Source organism: Anoxybacter fermentans, assembly GCF_003991135.1.
In the GTDB taxonomy this organism is placed as follows: Bacteria; Bacillota; Halanaerobiia; order DY22613; family DY22613; genus Anoxybacter; species Anoxybacter fermentans.
Map to the genome: position 1 here is coordinate 2,240,310 of NZ_CP016379.1, position 22,363 is coordinate 2,262,672.

16 protein-coding genes and 1 pseudogene are annotated in these 22,363 nt (G+C 31.9%); 1 reads left to right on the forward strand and 16 read right to left on the reverse strand.

Annotated features, from left to right (window positions below; genetic code table 11):
• Window positions 1–24: 24 nt before the first annotated feature.
• The 8 genes from BBF96_RS10165 to BBF96_RS10200 form a co-directional block, all read right to left on the reverse strand.
• The gene (locus BBF96_RS10165; RefSeq protein ID WP_127017043.1) at window positions 25–762 is read right to left on the reverse strand and encodes a hypothetical protein; all 738 of its coding nucleotides are present in this window, start codon (window positions 760–762) and stop codon (window positions 25–27) included.
• Between the two features lie 363 nt (window positions 763–1,125).
• The gene (locus BBF96_RS10170; RefSeq protein WP_127017044.1) at window positions 1,126–1,359 is read right to left on the reverse strand and encodes a hypothetical protein; all 234 of its coding nucleotides are present in this window, start codon (window positions 1,357–1,359) and stop codon (window positions 1,126–1,128) included.
• Between the two features lie 6 nt (window positions 1,360–1,365).
• On the reverse strand, window positions 1,366–3,018 hold the full coding sequence (locus BBF96_RS10175; protein ID WP_127017045.1) for a hypothetical protein: 1,653 nt from the start codon (window positions 3,016–3,018) through the stop codon (window positions 1,366–1,368).
• Between the two features lie 369 nt (window positions 3,019–3,387).
• Window positions 3,388–4,362, reverse strand: a complete 975-nt coding sequence (locus tag BBF96_RS10180) for an ABC transporter ATP-binding protein (protein WP_127017046.1) — start codon at window positions 4,360–4,362, stop codon at window positions 3,388–3,390.
• A 12-nt stretch (window positions 4,363–4,374) separates the two neighbouring features.
• Window positions 4,375–5,394 carry an ABC transporter ATP-binding protein gene (locus BBF96_RS10185; RefSeq protein ID WP_127017047.1) on the reverse strand — a complete coding sequence of 340 codons (1,020 nt, stop codon included), beginning with the start codon at window positions 5,392–5,394 and terminating at the stop codon, window positions 4,375–4,377.
• A 27-nt stretch (window positions 5,395–5,421) separates the two neighbouring features.
• Window positions 5,422–6,336, reverse strand: a complete 915-nt coding sequence (locus BBF96_RS10190) for an ABC transporter permease (protein WP_127017048.1) — start codon at window positions 6,334–6,336, stop codon at window positions 5,422–5,424.
• Window positions 6,337–6,373: 37 nt separating this feature from the next.
• The gene (locus tag BBF96_RS10195; RefSeq protein WP_127017049.1) at window positions 6,374–7,306 is read right to left on the reverse strand and encodes an ABC transporter permease; all 933 of its coding nucleotides are present in this window, start codon (window positions 7,304–7,306) and stop codon (window positions 6,374–6,376) included.
• A 113-nt stretch (window positions 7,307–7,419) separates the two neighbouring features.
• The gene (locus BBF96_RS10200; RefSeq protein WP_205665620.1) at window positions 7,420–9,039 is read right to left on the reverse strand and encodes an ABC transporter substrate-binding protein; all 1,620 of its coding nucleotides are present in this window, start codon (window positions 9,037–9,039) and stop codon (window positions 7,420–7,422) included.
• A gap of 510 nt (window positions 9,040–9,549) precedes the next feature.
• On the opposite strand from BBF96_RS10200, the pseudogene BBF96_RS16925 reads away from it, so the two are divergent.
• Window positions 9,550–9,753, forward strand: a pseudogene (locus BBF96_RS16925) (transposase); the annotation flags it as partial.
• Between the two features lie 144 nt (window positions 9,754–9,897).
• On the opposite strand, the gene BBF96_RS10205 reads toward BBF96_RS16925, so the two are convergent.
• From BBF96_RS10205 to BBF96_RS10240, 8 genes are all read right to left on the reverse strand, one after another.
• Window positions 9,898–11,193, reverse strand: a complete 1,296-nt coding sequence (locus BBF96_RS10205) for a metallopeptidase TldD-related protein (RefSeq protein WP_127017051.1) — start codon at window positions 11,191–11,193, stop codon at window positions 9,898–9,900.
• A gap of 2 nt (window positions 11,194–11,195) precedes the next feature.
• On the reverse strand, window positions 11,196–12,509 hold the full coding sequence (locus tag BBF96_RS10210) for a TldD/PmbA family protein (protein WP_127017052.1): 1,314 nt from the start codon (window positions 12,507–12,509) through the stop codon (window positions 11,196–11,198).
• A 7-nt stretch (window positions 12,510–12,516) separates the two neighbouring features.
• Window positions 12,517–14,316, reverse strand: a complete 1,800-nt coding sequence (locus BBF96_RS10215; protein ID WP_164731005.1) for a RiPP maturation radical SAM C-methyltransferase — start codon at window positions 14,314–14,316, stop codon at window positions 12,517–12,519.
• Window positions 14,317–14,330: 14 nt separating this feature from the next.
• On the reverse strand, window positions 14,331–15,464 hold the full coding sequence (locus tag BBF96_RS10220) for a radical SAM/SPASM domain-containing protein (protein WP_127017054.1): 1,134 nt from the start codon (window positions 15,462–15,464) through the stop codon (window positions 14,331–14,333).
• Window positions 15,449–16,567 (reverse strand): radical SAM protein, encoded by a 1,119-nt coding sequence (locus BBF96_RS10225; protein WP_164731006.1) that lies wholly within the window; start codon window positions 16,565–16,567, stop codon window positions 15,449–15,451. The genes BBF96_RS10220 and BBF96_RS10225 overlap by 16 nt, the downstream gene beginning before the upstream one ends.
• Before the next feature lie 48 nt (window positions 16,568–16,615).
• Entirely contained in the window at window positions 16,616–17,812 is a 1,197-nt protein-coding gene (locus tag BBF96_RS10230) for a radical SAM protein (RefSeq protein WP_127017056.1), read from the reverse strand.
• A gap of 786 nt (window positions 17,813–18,598) precedes the next feature.
• Window positions 18,599–20,359 carry an ABC transporter ATP-binding protein gene (locus tag BBF96_RS10235; RefSeq protein ID WP_127017057.1) on the reverse strand — a complete coding sequence of 587 codons (1,761 nt, stop codon included), beginning with the start codon at window positions 20,357–20,359 and terminating at the stop codon, window positions 18,599–18,601.
• A complete protein-coding gene (locus BBF96_RS10240; RefSeq protein ID WP_127017058.1) occupies window positions 20,359–22,125 on the reverse strand; it encodes an ABC transporter ATP-binding protein in 1,767 nt (588 codons plus the stop codon). Before BBF96_RS10240 ends, BBF96_RS10235 begins: the two co-directional genes overlap by 1 nt.
• Window positions 22,126–22,363: the final 238 nt, after the last annotated feature.

Genomic DNA, 22,363 nt, shown 5'->3' on the forward strand with positions numbered 1-22,363 from the left:
ATATCTTTAAATATTTAAGAAGGTTTAACTATCCTGAGCCAACTCTAAAGTAGGACTAAATAATCCAGGTATAATTAATTTAATATAATCACTGGAAAAGAAAAAAATTTCTTCTCCTAAAATCTGGTCCTTTATAGTTAATAAAGTGCGAATCTTGATGACAATATGGTCAGGAGAAAATTCAGAATCGATAGGGTTTAATTTTAACAAATTAGATAACTTACCAATCTCTATCTCTGGACTTGTTAGCCTTATCTCTTCAAGATTTAAACCAGATAATTTAAAAATAAAGTCTTTTTGTTTTAATTTTTCATCGGGCAACCTAATTTGGGTAATAAAATCAATAATTCCAACAGGTTTTTGACAATAATATATATACTGCATATATCGATAAAGTCGTTTTTTATCAATATTCCAGAGAAAATCTTCAGAACTTTCAATTAAATTACGATAAGGAACACTATAAGTAAAAACCGATGCGTTCTCTTCTGTATGTATATTTAATCTACTTACAGAATCTTTAATAGATAATAAGATTTTTGACTCTGAATACTTTTCCATTCTCCGGGCATATTCCTTCCTTAAATTCATTAAAGATAGATTAGCATCAGAGAGAATTGTTCGAACATAATGCGGTGTAGTACCAGCCATTTCCGCAATCTCTTCAATTTTTAAAAAAGGATCCTCTTTAGCTACCCGGATAATAAATTCTTTTTTTGTCTCATTACCAAAATACTCAATTTTTCTCCTCTTCTTCTCCATTATACCCCTCATTCCTGTTAAAGCTAACATATGTCAGCTTCAAAACAAAAAAATAAACTTACAAGATAGTTAACAGTTCCTTAAACTACTCAACTACTATGTAAAAAATAAATAAACTTTGAATCTCTTTACTAATTTAAAGGAATTTCATAATTAAATTTTTAAATATCCTAGCTCAATAGATTATATATTTTGAGAGTTTATCAACGTAATATATTGAAATGGTTGAAAGTTTAACTAATTATAAATTTCTCTTATTTATTAAAAAAGATAATTAATCTCCTTCACCAATAAATAAATATACGATGCTAGTTCAATTATATTACAACACTCCTGCTATGTCAAGGATATAGATTTAAATAATTATCGTTTGGTTTTTTTTATTAATTTTCCAAAAATTAAGATAGTCAATAAAAATATCGGAAAATATTTCTTGATCTGAATAAAATATGGAAGTGAAATTTTTTCAATCTCTGGACCGAAAAAATAGAGCAAACTACCCATAACCAAAATACCCATCAGTAATAGCAAAAAATAACATCCAACAACCTTAATACCTCCATCATTTAATACCTTTTTCTTTAAATTTACTCTCATTCTTCATCACCTCAATAATTTTGAACCTGCAGGAATCAACATTAAAAATACATAAGAATACAGCCACATTATCTCTAACAAAACGAAAGTCATCCCATCATTGAAATTAAATTGAATAAATCTGCCAATCAAAAGAACAATAATTATAGATATGCCTATTACCAAAAGTTCATAGAGTGAACTAAATTCATCTGGAAAAGCAGCAAAAATAGTATTGGAAAAAGCAAGAATAATACTAACCATTAGTAAAAACTTAAAAACCCAATGAACTCCCTTAATCCATCGCTCTAAACATACGATAATAATAAATGCTACACTCAAAGGAATAAAATTCATAATAATCGCAAGAGCACTGAAAAAACCTATACTTATCAGGCGATAAATAAAAGTGGCAAAAAAGTTTTTTATATCTAAACCCAGTCGATTAAAATAAACTATCTTCGCTGGGTTAATAGTATTCATATAACTTAAATTATAACGACCTTCTTCTTCAAACTCCATATAAAAGAGGTGTTTTCTACCTTTTTGATCTATTTTAAAATTTGGTAACCACATATTTTTTGAAATAACTGCTAGACGACTCTGAGGATGTAAAATATTATTATCTTTAAATACCGCGTATAAATTTACCATCGGACCGTATAAATTATCACTCCAGACCACATGGACTTTATCTTCATCGTCAATGTAGAGAGTAGGAGAAAGGGCTGTAGCATAACTTCTTCCATGATTCGAAATTTTCTTTTCACGCACTATAAATTTTTGATCTCTATCTAAAAGAGAATAAAACAACTCATAATTAACAACACCATAACCTCCACCATCATTTTTAATCCAGACAATATACACCCGGTCTTTAGTATCAACACCAATCTGAGGAAGGTTATAATTTGGATACTCAATTGAGCGTCCAATATTAATTACATCAGAAACCTGCTTGCCTTCTTTTGACAAAACCTGGTACTTTAATCTCCATACAGCTCCATCATACTCATTCCAGATAAGATGAATCCGGTTTTTAGAATCGATTGCAAGATTAGGTATAATACTCACTTCTTCTGTATCTGTTACAGGTATAGGCGGGATAAGTTGTACTAAATCAGAAGAAAATTTACTATAAAAAATCTCATAATTAGATAACCTTAAATCTGCCCAGAGTAAGTGGATATTCCCCTCATGATCTATTTGACCATTTAACCCTTTAATTGGACGGTTAAACTCCAGAAGAATTTTTTCCGGCTCCACTGCCCCTGTAACAGGATTAAAGTTTAAATGTCTGATCTGAAATTCACCATTCTTAATAGTTTCCAGAAATATATGGATTTTATTGTTTTTATCCATTAACGTCTTAAAGTTGCGAATTTTCCATTCTGATTCCTGGATTAATTTAGACTTTGCCAGTACCTGGCCCTGATCGTCTGCTTTTAAATACCAGATTTGATTATTATTTTTCTCCCGATCCAACCAGATAACATAGAAAAATCCTTTATCATCCAACATTACATCTGGTGCAGGTGAATATTGGGAGGCTTTTCCTAAAATTATCGTATCCGACCAGCCTTTACCCCAACCTTCTGGAACAGCACCAAAAACAGTAATGGAAAAAGTAAACAACATAAATATGCTCAGTAATAAAACAATTTTTCCATACTTTTTCATTAAATAACCTCCCTAATTTCTAATATTTGTTTAATTATATCACTGTTATTTGATTTTATCAATGATAATTATATTTAAAACTTAGAGAAAAAAGTCAATGGAATAATTCCATTGACTTTTTAAGTAATATGATTTTACTGCAAAAAGCTAATTTTTCGCTTCAAAAGAAATTTTTCGAACCATCTAAAGTTCGATCTCAGTTGAAATAAGGTACACTAATCAATGGGCCCTCCTGGCCCTTGATTAGCTCATCACATCCTGTGATGAGGCCTTATTTCTCCTTCGATCTCACTAAGATGGTTTAACGAAAAATTTCTATGGCACTCAAAATTAGCTTTTTGCAGTTTAATTATAATATGATTTTTTCATTTATCTCTCTAAAAGATGACAAGCTACAAAGTGTTCACCACCATAATCCTTAAATACCGGATCCTCCACTTTACAAATATCCATACAATACTTACATCTGGTATGGAAGTGACATCCACTCGGTGGATTCACCGGACTTGGTACATCACCTTCCAAAATAATCCGCTCACGCTTAATTGTTGGATCCGGAATCGGAATCGCACTCAACAATGCCTGAGTGTACGGATGCTGAGGATTGCGATAAAGCTCTTCTTTATCTGCCAATTCTACAATCTTTCCTAAATACATTACTGCTACACGATTACTTATATGCTTGACTACACTTAAATCATGGGCAATAAAAAGATAGGTTAAACCAAACTCCTCTTGCAAATCCTGCATCAGGTTAATTACCTGTGCCTGAATAGATACATCCAATGCTGATACCGGCTCATCACATATAATCAAACTGGGATCCACCGCTAATGCACGGGCTATACCAATACGCTGACGCTGACCTCCAGAAAACTCATGGGGATATCTTCTCATATGCTGGGCTGTCAAACCTACTGTCTCCAACAGTTCAATTACTCTTTCTTCTTTCTCTTTTCCTCTGGCCAGTCCATGAATCTCCATCGCTTCACCTATAATGTTACCTACTGTCATCCGCGGATTCAATGACGCATATGGATCCTGGAAAATAATCTGCATCTCACGACGAAGTGCCCGCATCTCCTCTTTACCCAGCTCTAATACATTCTTATCCCTAAACCAAACCTCACCAGCTGTAGCTTCTAAAAGCCTCAAAATTACTCGACCTGTAGTAGACTTTCCACAGCCAGACTCTCCTACTAATCCCAGAGTCTCTCCTTCCCGAATGAAAAAGTTAACTCCATCAACAGCCTTTACCGCTCCAATTGTCCTACCCAAAATCCCACCTTTTATTGGAAAATGCTTCACCAAATTCTTAACTTCTAATAAAATATCTCCTGCCATCTCTTCCACCTCCTATGCACCCTGTTGGGCACCATGCTCTTTCTCAAATTCAACTACAGCATCCGGATACCAGCACCGAACTGAATGACCTGGGCTTAGCTCCTCAATCTCAGGTTCACTTTCACGACACTTGTCAGTTGCAAAACGACAGCGTGGATGGAATTTACATCCTTCCGGTAAATGCAATGGGTTTGGTACTACACCTTCAATAGTTAACAGCCTTTTTACCTGACTGTCTAATTTTGGAATCGACTTCAAAAGACCCCAGGTATATGGATGCCGTGGATTACCAAAAATAGTATTAACGTCTGAATACTCAACAACTTTACCCGCATACATAACTGCAACACGGTCACATACCTCTGCCACAACACCTAAGTCATGGGTAATCAGCATAATAGCTGTATTAAATTCTTCCTTCAGTTCCTTCATCAACTCCAAAATCTGAGCCTGAATGGTCACATCCAAAGCTGTTGTAGGCTCGTCAGCTATCAAAAGTTTTGGATTACAGGATAAAGCCATCGCAATCATAACACGCTGTCTCATTCCACCGGAAAGCTGGTGAGGATATTCATAAACCCGCTTCTCCGGAGAAGGTATCCCTACTTTTTTTAACATTTCTACAGCCTGTTCCATCGCCTCTTTTTTGCTGACTTTCTGATGCAGAATGATTGCCTCTGCAATCTGATCACCTACTGTATAAACAGGATTTAAGGAGGTCATTGGTTCCTGGAAAATCATAGAAATATCGTTACCTCTAATCTTCCGCATTTCAGCTTCAGACTTGGTTAATAAATCCTCACCGTCAAACCAAATATGACCTCCTACAATCTTTCCCGGAGGGTTTGGGATAAGTCTCATAATGGAAAGAGAGGTAACGCTTTTACCGCAGCCAGATTCACCAACTACCCCTAAAGTCTCTCCTTTATAAATCTCAAAATTTACTCCGTCAACAGCTTTAACTACTCCATCCTCGGTATAAAAATATGTTTTTAAATTATCAAGTTGCAGAAGTAATTCCTTCTCTTTCAACCTTTCCTCCCCCTTTAATCAATATTTTTAATCCTTTAGCCTGGGATCCAGAGCATCCCTGAGCCCATCACCCAAAAGGTTAAATCCAAGAACTGTTAAACATATTGCAATTCCTGGGAAGACAGCCCACCACCATTTGCCAGCAGAAATATAACTCTGGCCCATAGAGATCATATAACCCCAACTTGGAGTAGGTGGTTGAGTTCCAAAGCCTAAATATGTCAATGCAGCTTCCAGCATAATAATACTGCCCATACCTAAAGTCGCATCTACAATAATTGGAGCAATTGCATTGGGCAGTAAATGTTTGAACATAATTGCAAAATCACTGGCTCCTAGAGCTCTTGCAGCTTCGACAAATTCTTTTTCCCGTAAAGAAAGAAATTGACCGCGAATTAATCGAGCATAACGCATCCAGCTAACACAACCAATTGCTACAAAAGTTAACCACATACTCGGTGGTAAATAAGCTACAATAGCAATAATAAAGAGCAGGAATGGGAATGAATAAATAACATTAATTAACCAGGAAATTACATCATCAATCCATCCGCCAAAATAACCCGCACATGCCCCCAAAAAGACACCAACAATCACAGAAATAGCGGTAGCAGCTACAGCAATGGTTAAAGAAATTCTAGTACCGTAAATTACACGTGTAAATATATCACGCCCATATAAATCAGTTCCAAATAAATGTTTCCAACTCGGGGGAGCAAGTTTTGCTTTAGCCCCTTCAGTCCAGATCAACTGCTCCGTTGGCCCATAAGGAGTTATGAAATCAGCAAAAATCGCTAAAAAGACAATTAAACTTACTAAAAATAAACCAAATAAAGCCAATTTATTTCGCTTTAATCTTTTCCAGCTATCCTTCCAAAGACTCGTACCTTTTTCGTACTTAATTTTAGTTGTATCTAATTTTTTTTCTTCGGCCGGCTTCAACTTTTATCCCTCCTTAGTAAAAATACTTGCTGTTTCATTAATCATAACGAATTCGGGGATCAAGAAAACCATACGAAAGATCTACCAAAATATTTACCACAACAAAAGTTAATGCCATAAACAATACGACTCCACGAATAACAGGAAAGTCCCGTCTAATTACTGCATTAATGGAAAGTCTACCAATACCAGGCCAACTGAATATTTGTTCAGTCACAATTACCCCACCTAAAACTGACGCAGTTTGCAAACCAACAATAGTAACAACAGGAATTAATGCATTTTTCAAAGCATGTTTAAAGATAACAATCGTTTCCCGTACACCTTTGGCACGTGCAGTAGTTATATAATCTTGACGTATAACCTCCAACATTGTAGAACGGGTTAAACGCGCTATTAAAGCCAACAATCTATAACCAAGAGTTACAGCAGGCAGTATAATATAAATGGAAAATATTCCTCCATTACCAGTACCAGTTCCTGGAATCCACCTAAGCCAAACTATAAATACCAGGATACATACGATACCAACAAAAAATGAGGGCGCCGAAATTCCGAGTAAGGAAAAAATCATAGCAAAATAATCAAATACAGAATACTGTTTTGTAGCTGAAATAACTCCAGCCAAAATTCCAAAAATTATGGCAATAGACATAGCTACAAAAGCTAGCGCAGCAGTATAAGGTAATCTTTGACCTATAGCCTCTAAAACCGTCATATTATTAACATAAGATCGTCCCAAATTCCCAGTAAGTACAGACTTATAGAAATTTAACAGTTGAATATGCAAAGGATCGTTTAAACCCATCTCCTCACGAATTCTTTCTATTGTTTCAGGGTCACCCCGCTGTCCAGACATAATTAAAGCCGGATCCCCCGGTATAATAGTAGTTAAAATAAACACTACTAATATTACACCGAGAATTACAGGGATTGCACCTAGGAGTCGTCTTATAAGATATGTGAACAAATCTATCTACCTCCCTGGATATCCTATAAAATTTTAGTACTTTATCTCAAAAAAAATAACTTAACATATCTTGACTTCCGGGAAGACCCGGAAGTCAAGATATACAAAACAGATTAGAGATCTAACCAAACTTTTGTGAACTTGTTAGAATATTGACCGAAGGAAGGTAAAACGTAATTTTTAACAAATGGCTGTACCAGAGAATGAGTAGTGTAATGATAAATAAATACCCATGGAGCATCCTCTACAACAATTTGTTCAGCTTCTTGATAAAGCTTCTTACGTACTTCGGGGTTGGTCTCACGACGTGCTCTTAAAGTTAACATATCAAATACCGGGTTATGATAACGGGTATAGTTACCTTGTGGACCCTTGTTAGCAGAGTTCAAAAGTACATAAAGGAAGTTATCTGGGTCATTATAGTCAGCAACCCAACCCATTCTGAAGAATGGAACTTCACCACGTGCAGTTGTATCCAAGTGAGTACCCCACTCAACATTCTTTAAGTTTACTTTAATACCAACCTGTGCATACATAGCTTGCAGAGCCTCAGCAATTCGCTTATGACCAGAACTGGTGTTATACTGGAGAGTTACTTCAAAACCATCTGGATAACCAGCTTCTTTCAGTAATTGTTTAGCTTTTTCAGGATCATAGGTATAACCTTTCAGGTCAGGATTGTAAGCAAACATACCTGGAGGAAGAACACCTTTAGCTGGTTCACCACGACCATTCATTACCAGTTCAATTAAAGCTTCACGATTGATCGCATAGTTCATAGCCTGACGTAAAGCTTTATTGTTAGCAAATGGCCCTTTCTCCATGTTCATACCATAGTAGTAAGTACCTAACATTGGTTTTTCAAAGAAAGTATCTGGATATTTTGCCTTAGCTTCTTCATAATATGGATCATCAACATAACATTGATAAATATTTCCAACCTTAAACTCTTCCCACTCTACAGCATGGTCTATAATAATTCTGAACTCAATACCATCCAGGTATGGTAAAGGATTACCATTCTCATCCTTAGCCCAGTAATTTTCATTTTTACTTAAAACAATTTTATCATCCTGAATCCACTTTTCGAACTTAAATGGACCAGTACCAACTGGATGGAAGTTCCAGTCTTCACCCCACTTCAAAACATCCTCTTTTGGCAAAACAACGAAAGTGTTATAAGCAAGAACATTTAAGAATGGAGCAAATGGTCCACTCAGTTCAAACTGGAGAGTATAGTCATCTAGTGCTCTTACACCAGCTAAATGATCAGTTTTACCTTCACGATACTCATCATAACCTTTAATCATATCTATAAAGTAAGCTCGAGGGGAATTAGTTTCTGGGGAACAGATATAATTGAATGTCCATACCCAGTCATGGGCAGTTACTTCTCTTCCGCCATTAGCAGTTGGTTGACCACCCTCAGTAGTTGCATGGAATCTTACACCTTTACGTAACTTAAAAGTAATAATAGTAGCATCTTCATTTACTTCCCAACTTTCAGCTAATAAAGGAACCAGATTACCTTCAGTATCGTTTTCTACCAGAGTTTCGAAAATTTGATAATCCACCTCAGCAGAAGTAGTATCTGTAGCCATTACAGGATCAAGATATGGAGGGTTAGAATTCAAAGCATCCTTCCAAATTCCACCATATTTAGGAGCGGCAAAACCAACAGCAGTTATGCCCAGAACTAACAGACATATCAGCAAAAATGTAAATCTTCTCAACTCAACTACCTCCTCGTTTAATTTTTTCATTAAAAATGTAGTTATGTTTGACTCACTACTAAACTCCTTTCTACTCTTTTGTCACCCCCTCATTAAATTGCTTTTATAATGCTGCCCACTCTCCTCTACAGGAGTAGGCGAAAATTTATCTTAAAAATTGTCTGCTAGAATAATATTAACCAAAATAACTAATTATTCTAACTTCCTATGATCTTATTTTATTTTTTATAATACAACATACAAGTGAATTTTCCTGCAATTTTTAAAATTTTGTACTCAATAATTATCCCACTATAATTGTCTTTTTTTAAATCATTCAACACTATATATCTTTTTCCTTCTTTATTGTGAATCGTTTTTTTGAAAATTTATAATTTTTAAATTAAAAATAAAGACCCAACATAACTGTTGGGCCCATACTATTGACAAAGTTAGAAGGTCAACAGCAGCTTTTTTATGTCGAATTTAAATTATTAGACTTTTTTCTGAGAGTTATATTCATGTTTAGAAATGGAATTGGTTCATATAGATGCTCTTGTTCCTCAAGACCACTTATTAAAGAAAATAGATAAATACATAGACTTCAGTCTTATAACTGAAAAAACAAGACCTTTTTATTGCGAAAAAAACAGGCGTCCCTGTGTTGATTCGGTTATCCTTTTCAAAATAATGTTTATCGGTTATCTCTTTGGCATTCGTTCAGGGTATCAACTAGGCTATCTTATTTTAAAAATCCAGATAAATTACAGTAAAAAAACTAGTGTTTGTCAACAACCTGATGCTAAAAGCAAAATGTTTTTAAAACGACCCTCTTTAACCTTCTCCAACAATTCTAGAAGTAGATTAAATTTTTTTATTTTAAACTTTGATTAATACATCCTGTACAATAATAGACGGTGCCAACATGGCTCCATAAGGAGTCATTTTCCATCGCCAGTCATCTCCAAAATAAATCATATCATTGAATAATTTAATCAAATTGATATTTACAGTAACTCCCTTAACCCCTGAAATCAATTTTCTATTTTTTACTATAATCACTGTTCCAATACCTGATAAATCCCCTATTAAAATATTTTTACCTTGCCTTAAACCACGGAGTGCTACTAAATATAAACCAGAGTCAATCTCATTTAATAAAGAAGACTTACTTCTTAAATTAAATTTCATTCTTAAATTTGTAATTCCAGGTTCAATGCATGCTACATCTTTTTGACGCCATCCACAACCCATAGGTTCTAAACCTAACCGAATCGCTTCATCCATTGTACAGATTGGACCATTAAAGATTCCATCTTTAATTAAATAAAACTCTTTAGTTTTAACTCCTTCATCATCGAATGAATAATGTTTAAGTCCTGTCGGCGTAATAAAAACATTTAAATTTTTATTTCCTATACGTTTACCAATAAATTTTTTTAAAAAAGACTTATCTTTTTCAAAAAAAGTATTTAAAAAAACAGGAAAAAAAGCTGATAAAATATCAATTACAACACTATTTTTTATTAAGGTCAAATATGAACCGCTCTTAAGTTGTGAAGTTGTGTTAAACATTCGACTTTCCTGACAAAGTCGATCAATGTAAAATTCTAATTCTTCTAAAGTTAATAACCTATTTGAAAAGTAATCATCACCCAATGAAGTATTTTTACTTCCTACCGCTATATTATATTCATAATAGTAATTGGAATCCATAAGTTGATGACCTTGAGAAGTTAACAACCACCTCTTCTTCTTATTTATCTTGCCTTGACATATAAGAGGAATCATATTCCGTTTCTTAATCATAAACCACATTTGCTTCAATTGTTCAATCATTACCTTCTCATTCTCAGGCTCTTTACATTTTTTCGGAGCCTGGTTAACAACAAAATCCGGATTATAGCTATATTTGCCTTCCTGTAAATCTAAACTTGCCTTTTTATAGAGTTCATCCCATTCTTTTACTGTATAAATTGCTCCAGTTCCTGCCTTACCCACTTTTCCTTTATGAAAAACACGAACTGCATTTTCCTCTAACAAAGATCTAAAATTTTGAAGCATTTGCCCCTTTTTTAAATTAAAAGTATGAATCTCATTGACTCTGGAATAAACTTCAACTAAATCAAAACTTGATTTTTTGAGCCATTCTATTTTTTCTATGATATTATCCATATTTATCCAACCACTTTCATCTTCGAAATTTTTAATGTTGGTTGTCCTACTCCGACAGGCAAAATTCCATTCGGAGTAAAACAGAAATAATTTGAAAAGACAAGATCATTCCCAATCATCTCTATGTTATTTAAAAACTCATATCCATTCCCAACAACAGTAACATTTTTTATCGGTTTTATCAGTTTTCCATTCTTTATAAAATAACCATGTTTAATTACAAAAGTAAAATCACCTGTTAAAGGATTTACATTTCCACCACCAAATGTAGTTGCAAAAATCCCATCTTTTACTGATGCAATAATTTCTTCAGGTTCATAAATACCAGGTTTTAAATATGTATTTGACATTCTTGAAGTTACCAATTTTTTATAACTCTCTCTCCTTCCATTACCTGTTGATGAAGAGTTCATTAAAAGTGCACTTCTTCGATCCAAAAGAACGCTTCTTAATAACCCATTTTCAATTAAAACGGTCTTTTTAGCAACTGTTCCCTGATCATCATAATAATATGTTCCTCCCAGATCCGGAATTGTTGGATCATCAATTAGCGTAACTTCTTCCACAGCAACCTTTTGATTCATTTTCTCTTTTAAATAACTTCCTACCACAAAATTTGTTCCCTCTAAACTATGACCACAGGCCTCGTGAATCAATAAACCTCCTTCACCATTTCCAATGACCATAGGGTATTCTCCTGGTACAACCTGTTCTGCTATCAATAACTCTTCTGTATTTTTTATTTCTTTTTCAAGTTTGCTTCTCCAGTTTTTTTCTAAATTCCCTTCAGGATCAACCCGTAAGATAAAAGTTCGACTTACTCGTTCATTATAAATAAATGTAACTTGATAATAATATTCATGAATTTTCTTAAAACACTTATACCCTCTATGATCTGCTATAATAACATTTTTAGCTTTAAATTGCCCTGTAATATCTACATAATTTATTTTAAAAGATAACTTCAAACAGGTATTAAGTATTTCTTCTATCTGATGTCGAACATAATTTACTTCAATTTCATTTTCAATAGGTGGTAAAGTTATAAAAGTATTTTTATCTATCCCTCTTTTTCCCTTTAAAAGATAATAGATATTATCAAGTCTTAAATTGTTTGTAAAAATATTAAAAAACTTATTTTCACCATAAATTGAATAACTCAACCCTTGCTCCTTCATTAATGAATGGTTAAAATCGTTATTTCTTTTATTATTTTTAGCTACCATTAATAATGAACAATTTTCTAAGTATATTTCCATTTCTAAATTTTTGTCTACATCTGCATAATCAATCAATTGATAAATTATTTCTTCCATTGAATCATCAACTCTCTTTAAGCGCTAAACTCAAATAATAATTATCTTCTCGATACATCAACTTATAATTCACAAATTGATTTAAAACATCCTTAATCTCATCTGGATCAATATCCTTAAAATGATTTTCAATATTTTTCAAACTTTTAATACTATCACAATAAAGATAAATATCACGAGCATTTTTATCTAAAGTTATCTTCTTTGCTGGTTTAGTCCGGGCATCAGTTATCACTATAAACGTACCACCATCACGATATGTGAGAGTAGGCTTATCTTCTTTTTTATGTGATTCAATCCATTTAAATATTCGATCATAAAACTCATTAATATCATAATCTCTTTCTTTTTCCCGGACAAAATCATAACGATATGGAATCATCTTTTTTATATCTTCTTCAGGAAACATTAAAGTTAACTCATAATGAGGTTTTATATATTTTATATTATATTCTGAATAATTATTATATATTGGACATAAATACCCTAAACTAAATGTTGGTAATCCACTTGGAGGACATAAGTGTTTGATAAAACTTATTGCTTCAAAAGTTTCCTCTAAATCTTTTGAATCTTCATTTGGCATTGAATGAATTAAGTTATAAACTGGTTCAATCCCAATCTCCTGACAATGTTTAATATCTTCAATATTTTGAATTGCCCTACAACCCTTATTCATTTTTTTCAATAAACGGGTAGATAAACTTTCAACTCCTAACTGTAAAGTACGCCAACCAGCATTATATAATGCCTGGTAATCTTCCTTGGAAAGTAAATTCACTTTCATTTCCATCGTAAAATGTACATCTATACCTAACTTTCCAACCTCATCGATAAATTTTCTATAATATTTAGGATGAGGAGCATTATCCAGAAAAATAAAATCTAATTTTTTATATTTATCACTCAAAACTTTGATTTCCTTTACAAATTGATCTATAGATTTTGATTTATAATAACTATGAACCAGATTTAAATTACAAAAAGTACATCTTCTCCACCAACATCCACGTGAAAATTCAACAGGAATTTTCTGATGATAAAGAACATACTTTTGAAGAACAGATGAACATTTTTTTACCTGCTCAAAATATTGATCATAATCACACACAGGCAATTGTGTCATATCAAAATCATATCTCTCCCGATTATATCGAACACCATCTTTAATCCTATACATCAATCCAGCAATATTAGTAATATTACCAGTATCAAAATTATTTACAAATTGCAGCAAAGGTATTTCTCCTTCACCACTAATAATAAAATCAATTTCTTTAAAAATTTCTAAGATTTTTAATCCTACTTCACCTGTTACACTTGAACCACCCAAAATAATTTTTTTATCAGGCCAACGCCTTTTAATTTCTCTACTTAAGTATAATGCTGGAATTAATTGGCTGAAATTAATAGTAAATCCTATTAAATCATAACAGGAGAAGTCTATATTTTTAAAAAGCCAATCATGAAATTTTTCTATTTTTTCCAATATCTCTTCGATGACTACCTCCTGTCCGATCTCCTCAATCGCTCTTTTTTGAATCCACTGGTCAATCAAATGCTTTTTTTCTCTAGCATGTTTGGGATTAAGAAATGGAACATAAAACATTTCACCTACAAAGGGAACTTTAGAGAAAAAATGATAGGCTTCTATTCCAACAAAATCAGCAAAAAAGAGATATAAATGTAAAGTATCAACACTTTCAAAACCATTTTCTTTTAAAAATGTCTGCAACAATGAAATCTGTATTGAAGGTATTTCTAATTGAGCAAAAGGGGGAGAAACTAAAAGAACTTTAGACTTCACTATACTCCCTCCATTCAAATATTTGATTTATATAAAAAGCAACCTGGATCTCTTTCTACTATATTTTTCCGTACAGCTTCTGTAATCGCCGGACATCCAAGACATACATTATAATAAAAACAATGACGACATTCAGAATTTTGTAATGTATCAAGTAACTGTTTATGTTTCACACCATAAACCAAGTCCTGAAAAGAACTTTCTTTCACATTTCCTAAAAAAGAAGCATCTACTTTCCGACATTTATAAATATCTCCGGTAGGGGTAATAACAAATATATTCTTTGTCATTGTACAATTATAACAATTTTCAATAGATACCATTTTCTGAAGTAATCGATTGTCTATATACCCTTTTTGATGCAAAAAAGGATACCAGAGATGTTCTTTAAATAAAAAATGAATATTTTTCGTTTTATTTGAGAATATTTTAATATACACATCCAATAAAAGCTCAAATAATTCTTTCATTTCATCCGGCTTATATATCATTTCATCAATATTATCCTTATCAGCATAACGTGCCACAGAAAAAGCAGAAATTTTCAAATTATTTTCGTCTAAAAAATATATTAATGGTTTCAAATCATTTTGATTCAGCTTTGATACTGTATATTTTATAAAAACAGGAATATCATTCTGGTTTAATAATTGAATTCCTTTTATTGTTTTTTGAAAAGACCCTTTTGATCTTATAAAATCATGGGTTGATTCTATACCATCTAAACTTAACTGATATCTAATTAGACCGTTTTCTTTTAAATTTTTAATTAGTTCATCTGTGAGAAATACAGGATTTCCTTTAATGCCAAACTTTATTCCCTTATTTTTTACATAATCAATAATCTGAGTAAAATCATCTCTTAAAAATGGATCACCACCAGTAAATTCAATAACAGGATCTAACTGAAGTTTTATAGCAGTATTATAAATACTATCAATTACCCTACACACCCATGAAAAACTTAATTCATTAGCCAGTTCATCTTGATACCGCTCACTATTCATATAAATATAACAGTGTTTACATTTCATACTACACTTAGAAGTTAAATGAAACTGAACAATCAATTTTTTACTAATAGCAAGTGCCCGCAACCTAAAAAACTCATTTATATAACCTCTCAAATATTTTAATCCATCACACATATGCTTTTTCCTTCCTTTTTAAGTCGTTTTCTAACCTCTATACAATCGGCTATATATAATTCTTTATTCTCTTCTAATGACCTGGAGGCAAAATGAAGAGGACAAATTCTCACACACATTTTATAATATTCACAGTTTTTGCAAATAGGTAATGCATTTTTAAAATAATGATATTTATAACTCAGAAAACGTTTAAAATAATTGGTTTCTTTTATATTAGCAGCATTTGAAATGTGTGCCTCATTCTCTGTAAAATGAAATAAAACTTTCAAACCCTCTTCTAACATCACATCTTCATTTACCATGTTACAGGGATGTAATTGAAGTTTATGATTTAAATAAAAAAGCTGACTTCCCGCAGGGCAGGACAATTTTTCCCCTACAAGATTCGCATTATATTTTGTATTAACATAATCGAGTATAATTTTTTTATCTGCTAAGTTTATTTCTAAATCTGGGTAATCTAAACTTAATTGTGCAATCCATTCTGCTATATCTATTTTTTTTTCAGGAGTCAATTTCCGTCGAAAAGAATCACCCTTATTTACTGGAACAATCCAATTAAATCCCACCCGCTCCAAATTTAAATCTTGAGCTAAATCCAGAATTTTTTTAACATCTTCTTTTTCTTTAATATTTAATGGAAATATTGTTACCGCTAACCCCTTAATAATCGTTGATTGCAAATCATTAGCTACTTTAACAAAAGTTTTAATTCCTTTTAAAGCCCTACGATAATTATTTTCCCCGCGAATTTTTTCATAAACTACAGGGTATGCACTCTCCAAACTAAAACTAATCCGATTTAATCCTGCATTAATAAGGTCATATGATAACTGCTCATTCAAAAGTGTTGCATTTGTAGTCAAAAAAACCTGAAGATTATTTTCACTTAGACATTTAACCACCTCTACAATGTCAGATCTGAGCAAAGGTTCACCACCTAAAATATTTACAATTTTAATACCCAAAATTTTTAACTGGTTAACTATATAGGGAGTATCAAATTTTTCTTCTTTTTCCTTCATCTCTATATAATCAGAATTATAACAATGTATACAGCTTAAATTACATTTATTCGTTATATCCCAAACTAATATCACAAATATTGTGCCCCCCATCTTATGGTTTTTTTAAAAAAACCTCCATTATTAAATAACATCCTTTTTATATTTATTAAAGATTTCAATTAATTTTCTCTTTTCATAATCTTTTAATCCTAATAAGTCAGCAAAAAATTCATATTCTCCATTTTCAATTAAAATATTTATCTTTTCAAAAACATTATGAACCAAGCTGATGTTAAATTTACAAAAAGTTTCATATAACTCAGAATAATGTGGGCAATAGGTGCAAAGTTTTTTTATTTTACATTCTTTGCATTGGATCCTCAAATGATCTTTATATAAATTATGCTTGTTCATATCAATGAAATTATGTATTTCATCTTGAAAATTTTCATCATAAACATTTATTTTATAATCAAAGCCCTGATAAAATTCATCCGGGCAATTGGATAAACCACCCTGTGGAAAAATTGTAAAATCCCTTATTTTTGTTGGACAAGCATAAAAAGCCACATCCTTATCTTCTAAATAAATCCATTTAAAAACAATTCCTTTAAGAAAAGGTCCTACAAATTTATAATCTGGCTTTTTACAAATAATTTTATTAAATGCAGAATGGACAGCATCAAGATATAATTGATAAAAATAAGATAATTCAACCTCAAGTCCTGGACTTTTTTGAGCACTAAGCACAGTAATCCGCTCAGGTTGAAATTCCTTAGATAAATGCAAAATATTATCCAAAATCGATATATTTCTTTCTAAATGAACTTGATTAAATACACAGGTAATAGCTTTTAAATCTATACCCATACTTTTTAAAGTTTTATAATTCTTTACAATTCTTAAGTAAGGTGAATCAATTCCTTTCGCCAATCGATTTGCATCATGAATTTTTTGATCTCCATCAATACTGGTGCTAATATAAAAATCATGTCCCCCCTCTTGAAGTTTTTTAAGTAATTTCTTAAATGAATCAGGTAGTTCAAGCAAATTTATAGAAAAAGCATATGTAGGTTTCTTTTTATATATTTTTGCTTCTACTACCTTATCTAAATATTCATCAATTTGTTTTATTAAATCTACTTTTAATGTAGCTTCTCCACCGAAAAATTGAATGGTTCCAATTACACCTACATACTTCAGTATCTTACTAAATCCTGTTATAAAATCATCTAATACCATATCTCTTTTTAATCCCTGGGCACGTTTATTAGACTCATAACAATATTTACATTGTGAATTACATTTTTCTGTAATTATCAATGTTAAACTATGCATATAATTCCCTTCTTTCAGCTAAAGAATAATTTCGTAAACAAAAGAAAGTAAATCAAATAAGATAACAACGAAGTGATCAGCTTCGGCTTATCCCTCTCATTCTCTTAAGCTTCCTTCAGATCTCACCGTTACCAGTGACCTTCTTGCATACGGGTTGCCACTTCGCTAATTAGGTAACAAGACTTCTTTCAACCCATTGGTTTAGCAAACATACCAGATAAACCTAAAAAGTGTTGGAATAAATCCAACACTTTTTAGGTTTTGAATTTTTTTAAGTAACTTTAGCAAATAACCCCACCATCTGCAATCTTTATATCAGCCTCAAATTCCATGTTCTCTAATACAGGCTCCTCAAGAATGTCAAATTTTTTCATCTAATTCCCCTCCTTTCTATAAATTTATCTATATATGCTTATTATATCATTATTATACCTCAATTGATATTTTTTGTCAATACTGGTTACAAATTTTTTTGTAATTCCTAGGTATTAAAACAAGGTTAAAATAGCTTAAAAAAAGGTGCCACCAGACACCTGAATTTAAAAACAATATACTGATTTTACTGCAAAAATCTAATTTTTCGCTTCATAAAGAAATTTTTCGAACCATCTAAAAGTTCGATTTTAGTAGAAATAAAGCACACTAATCATCAATGGGTTCTTATGACCTTTGATTAACTCATCACACCCTGTAACGAGGCCTTATTTCTCCTTCAATCTACTAAGAGAGTTTAACGAAAAATTTCAATAGCACTCAAAATTAGCTTTTTGCAGTTTAATCACATACTTAATTAACTGCAACTGTATCTGAATTATCCACAGCAATAAATTGCTGATAATATAATTTCCGATATACACCACCATTTACTTGTAATAACTCTTCATGAGTACCTTCTTCTACAATCTTTCCATCTTTAAGAACCAGAATTTTATCTGCATTTTGAACTGTAGATAATCTATGGGCAATAACTAAAGTTGTCCGGCCTATCATCAACCTGCTCAATGCTTCCTGAACGAGATACTCAGATTCCGTATCAAGAGCTGATGTAGCTTCATCTAATAGAAGTATTGGAGCATTTTTTAAAACTGCACGGGCAATAGCAATTCTCTGCCTCTGTCCACCTGAAAGATATGTTCCTCTCTCTCCAACCAATGTATCATAACCCTTCTCCAACCTGGTGATAAAATCATGGGCATTGGCTATTTTAGCAGCTTCAATAATTTCTTCCATTGTTGCTCCATTTTTACCATAACCAATATTTTCAGATATGGTACCTGAAAAAAGATATGCATCCTGAGGTACATAAGCTATTTTTGACCTGATTTCATCCAGTGTTAATTTTTCAATGAATTTACCTGCAAGGATAATATCACCCTTTTGTGGTTGATAAAAACCCAATATTAATTTAAATACAGTACTTTTTCCTCCACCACTTGGTCCAACTAAAGCTATAATTTTACCTTCAGGAACAGAAAAATTTAAATGATCCAAAACCTTTATATTCTGATCATAACCAAAAGTGACATTATTAAAAGAAATGATATAATCACTCTCATTTTTAAAAATTCTAAAAGAATAATTTATTGGTTCTGCTTCTGTATCTAAAATCTCAAATAGTCTTTCTGCTGCGGCTAAAGAACTTTGTAATTGAGAATTAAAACTTCCTAAAAATTTGACCAGTTGATTTATTCCATTCTGTAATTGTACTACTGCCACAACAATTCCTATAGATATATAGCCTTTTATTGATAGATAAGAACCCATAGTAACAAGACCAATAAAACTAATAATTCCAACAATACTGTTTAAGACAGAAAGTATAGCTTTTTTATTAACCCTTTCATATGAAGCTTCATAAACTGATTCAGTTGCACTATTATACTTAGTCAAAATAATTTTATGTAAATTAAAATTTCGTATGACATGGATACCATTTAATAAATCTGAAAGCTTTTCTGTCAAATTGCTTAAACACTGTTGAACTTTATCACTTATTCTTTTTAATGATCTTGCAAACCAAATATTAACAATCAAAGTTAAAAATCCAGACATAATGGAAATAATCGCAAGCCTCCATTCAAGAACAAACATATAAAATGCTGTACCTATACCAGTAACAATTTGAATAACAAAATCCATAAAAATTTTTGAATAAGCTTTTTCTGTTTCAGCAATATCATTGGTCAATCTGGATATTAAATTCCCACTATGGCCCTTTTTAAAATATTCTACAGCCAAACTCTGTAAATGCTGAAAAACTGCCTTTCTAATATTGCCGGTGGTTGTAGCCACTGTTGAATCCAATATGTAATAAAATAAAGGAAATATTGCAAAAACTACTAAAATAATAAGACCAAAATATTTAACAACATTTAACATTAAAGTAAAGTTTTTTAGAGCAATAGCATCAAACATATCTTTAAATAAGTTAGCCAATAAAATCTGTGACCCCAAACTTAATAAAGATAATATTAATAAACTAATAATATATATTGGCAATAACTTTTTCATAAATCCAAAAAGTCTTAAAAAACTATCTTTTCTCATTACATAACCTCCTTCCTTTCTATAATTTCTTCATTTGCCATCTGCCGATAATACAATTGACTATATAACCCACCTTTTTTTAAAAGTTGATCATGTGTTCCTTCTTCAACAATTCTACCTTGATCAATAACCAGAATTCGATCCGCATTTTTTATAGTAGAAAGTCGATGGGCAATAATAAGTACAGTCCGCTCTTTCATAAATCGGTCTAATGCTTCTTGTACCAATGCTTCAGAATCTGTATCCAGAGCGGAAGTTGGTTCATCAAGTAAAAGTAAGGGAGCATTTTTAAGAACTGCCCTGGCAATGGAAATTCTTTGTTTTTGACCACCAGATAGTTTACCACCCAGTTCCCCCACTTTTGTATCATAACCATCTCGTAAATTCATAATAAATTCATGAGCATTAGCTACTTTAGCAGCAGAAACAATTTCCTCAAAGGTTGCTTTAAGTTTACCATAATTGATATTTTCTCTTATACTTTCCGGAAAAAGGTATGTATCCTGTGAAACAAAGGATATTTGTTCACGAAGTGCTGTTAAATTCCATTCATGCAGTGATTCTTCAAATACTTTTATCTCTCCAGTAAAATCTTCATAATATCCTAATAAAAGTTTAACAATTGTACTCTTGCCACTACCACTCGGGCCAACTAAAGCAACAACCTCTCCACGGTTAATTTTAAAACTTAAATTATTTAAAACCTTTTCACCCTGTCCCTCATAAGCAAAACTAACATTATTAAATTGAACAACAACATCTTTACCATCAGCCCTAAATACCTGGCCTCCTTCTCTTTCAACCTTTATATCCAAAATCTCAAAAAGCCTTCCCGCAGCTACCATATCAGTTTTCACCTGTCCTAACAATGTGGGCAAAACACTTATAGGAAATGTTAAATGATTCAAGAGATTAATAAATGCAATTAAACTACCAGGAGTCATTTCGCCCCTTACTACCCAATAACCACCAATGCAGAAACAGATTAAAAAAGGGACAAGACTAATTAAATGAGAAAAACTATTCAGCAAAGCATTTCTTTTTGCTAAAGCTTTAGCACTTTTTACTGTATTATCAACTGCACTATTATATTTTCTTTCTAATCTTTCCTTTAAATTAAATGCTTTTGATATTTCTATTCCAAAAATTGTTTCCTGTACTATAGAATTAACTACACCAAGACGCTCTTGCAATTGTTTACTATATTTAGTCATTGGATTGCTTAAAATAACAGCACCTAAAAACAAAATCGGAACAAGTAAAGTTGTTAAAAGAGTGAGCTTCCAACTTAAAAAAGTAAGATAACAAAAAGCTCCCAAAGCTGCCAAAGGTCTATAAATAATCTCGATAATCGTCTCAGAAGCAAATGTCTGAATTCGATTAACATCATTAGTTAATCTGGAAATATAATCACCTGAATGATTGTTTTCCAATTTTGAAAGTGGTAATAAACTTAAATGTTCAGCAATAAGCTTTCGTAATCTAGCAACACCCAGTTCTGCATATTTGCCACTCAATTTTATTTTCAGATAAGTTAAAATTAATTCACATATGATAGACCCAATTACCCAATACAGAAAGCGAAAAAAAACACTTAAATTTTTAGATAAAGCTGCATCAATTAATCCCTTCATCAAATAAGAATAAAAAATTGTTATTCCAGATAAAATGATTACAACAATAATAGTAATGTACAAGAGCCAACTTTGTGGAAAAATTTTTACTATTCGCATAAAATTATAAAATGCACCTTCCTTTTTTTTCATATTCACACCCTTCCTATAAATTTATTTTATTAATTCTTACGTTAATATAATTAATATTTAACTAAACTTTATTAATTGTATTATATGCCCTTTTTAGAGAAAAGTCAATATATTTCAATGATAAATTCTTTTTCATAAAATGGAAGGTATAGTTTACATATAAAGATTTTATTACAAAAAGCTATTTTTTTTGCTTCAGATAGAAATTTTTTGAACCAACTAATATTCGATTTCAATC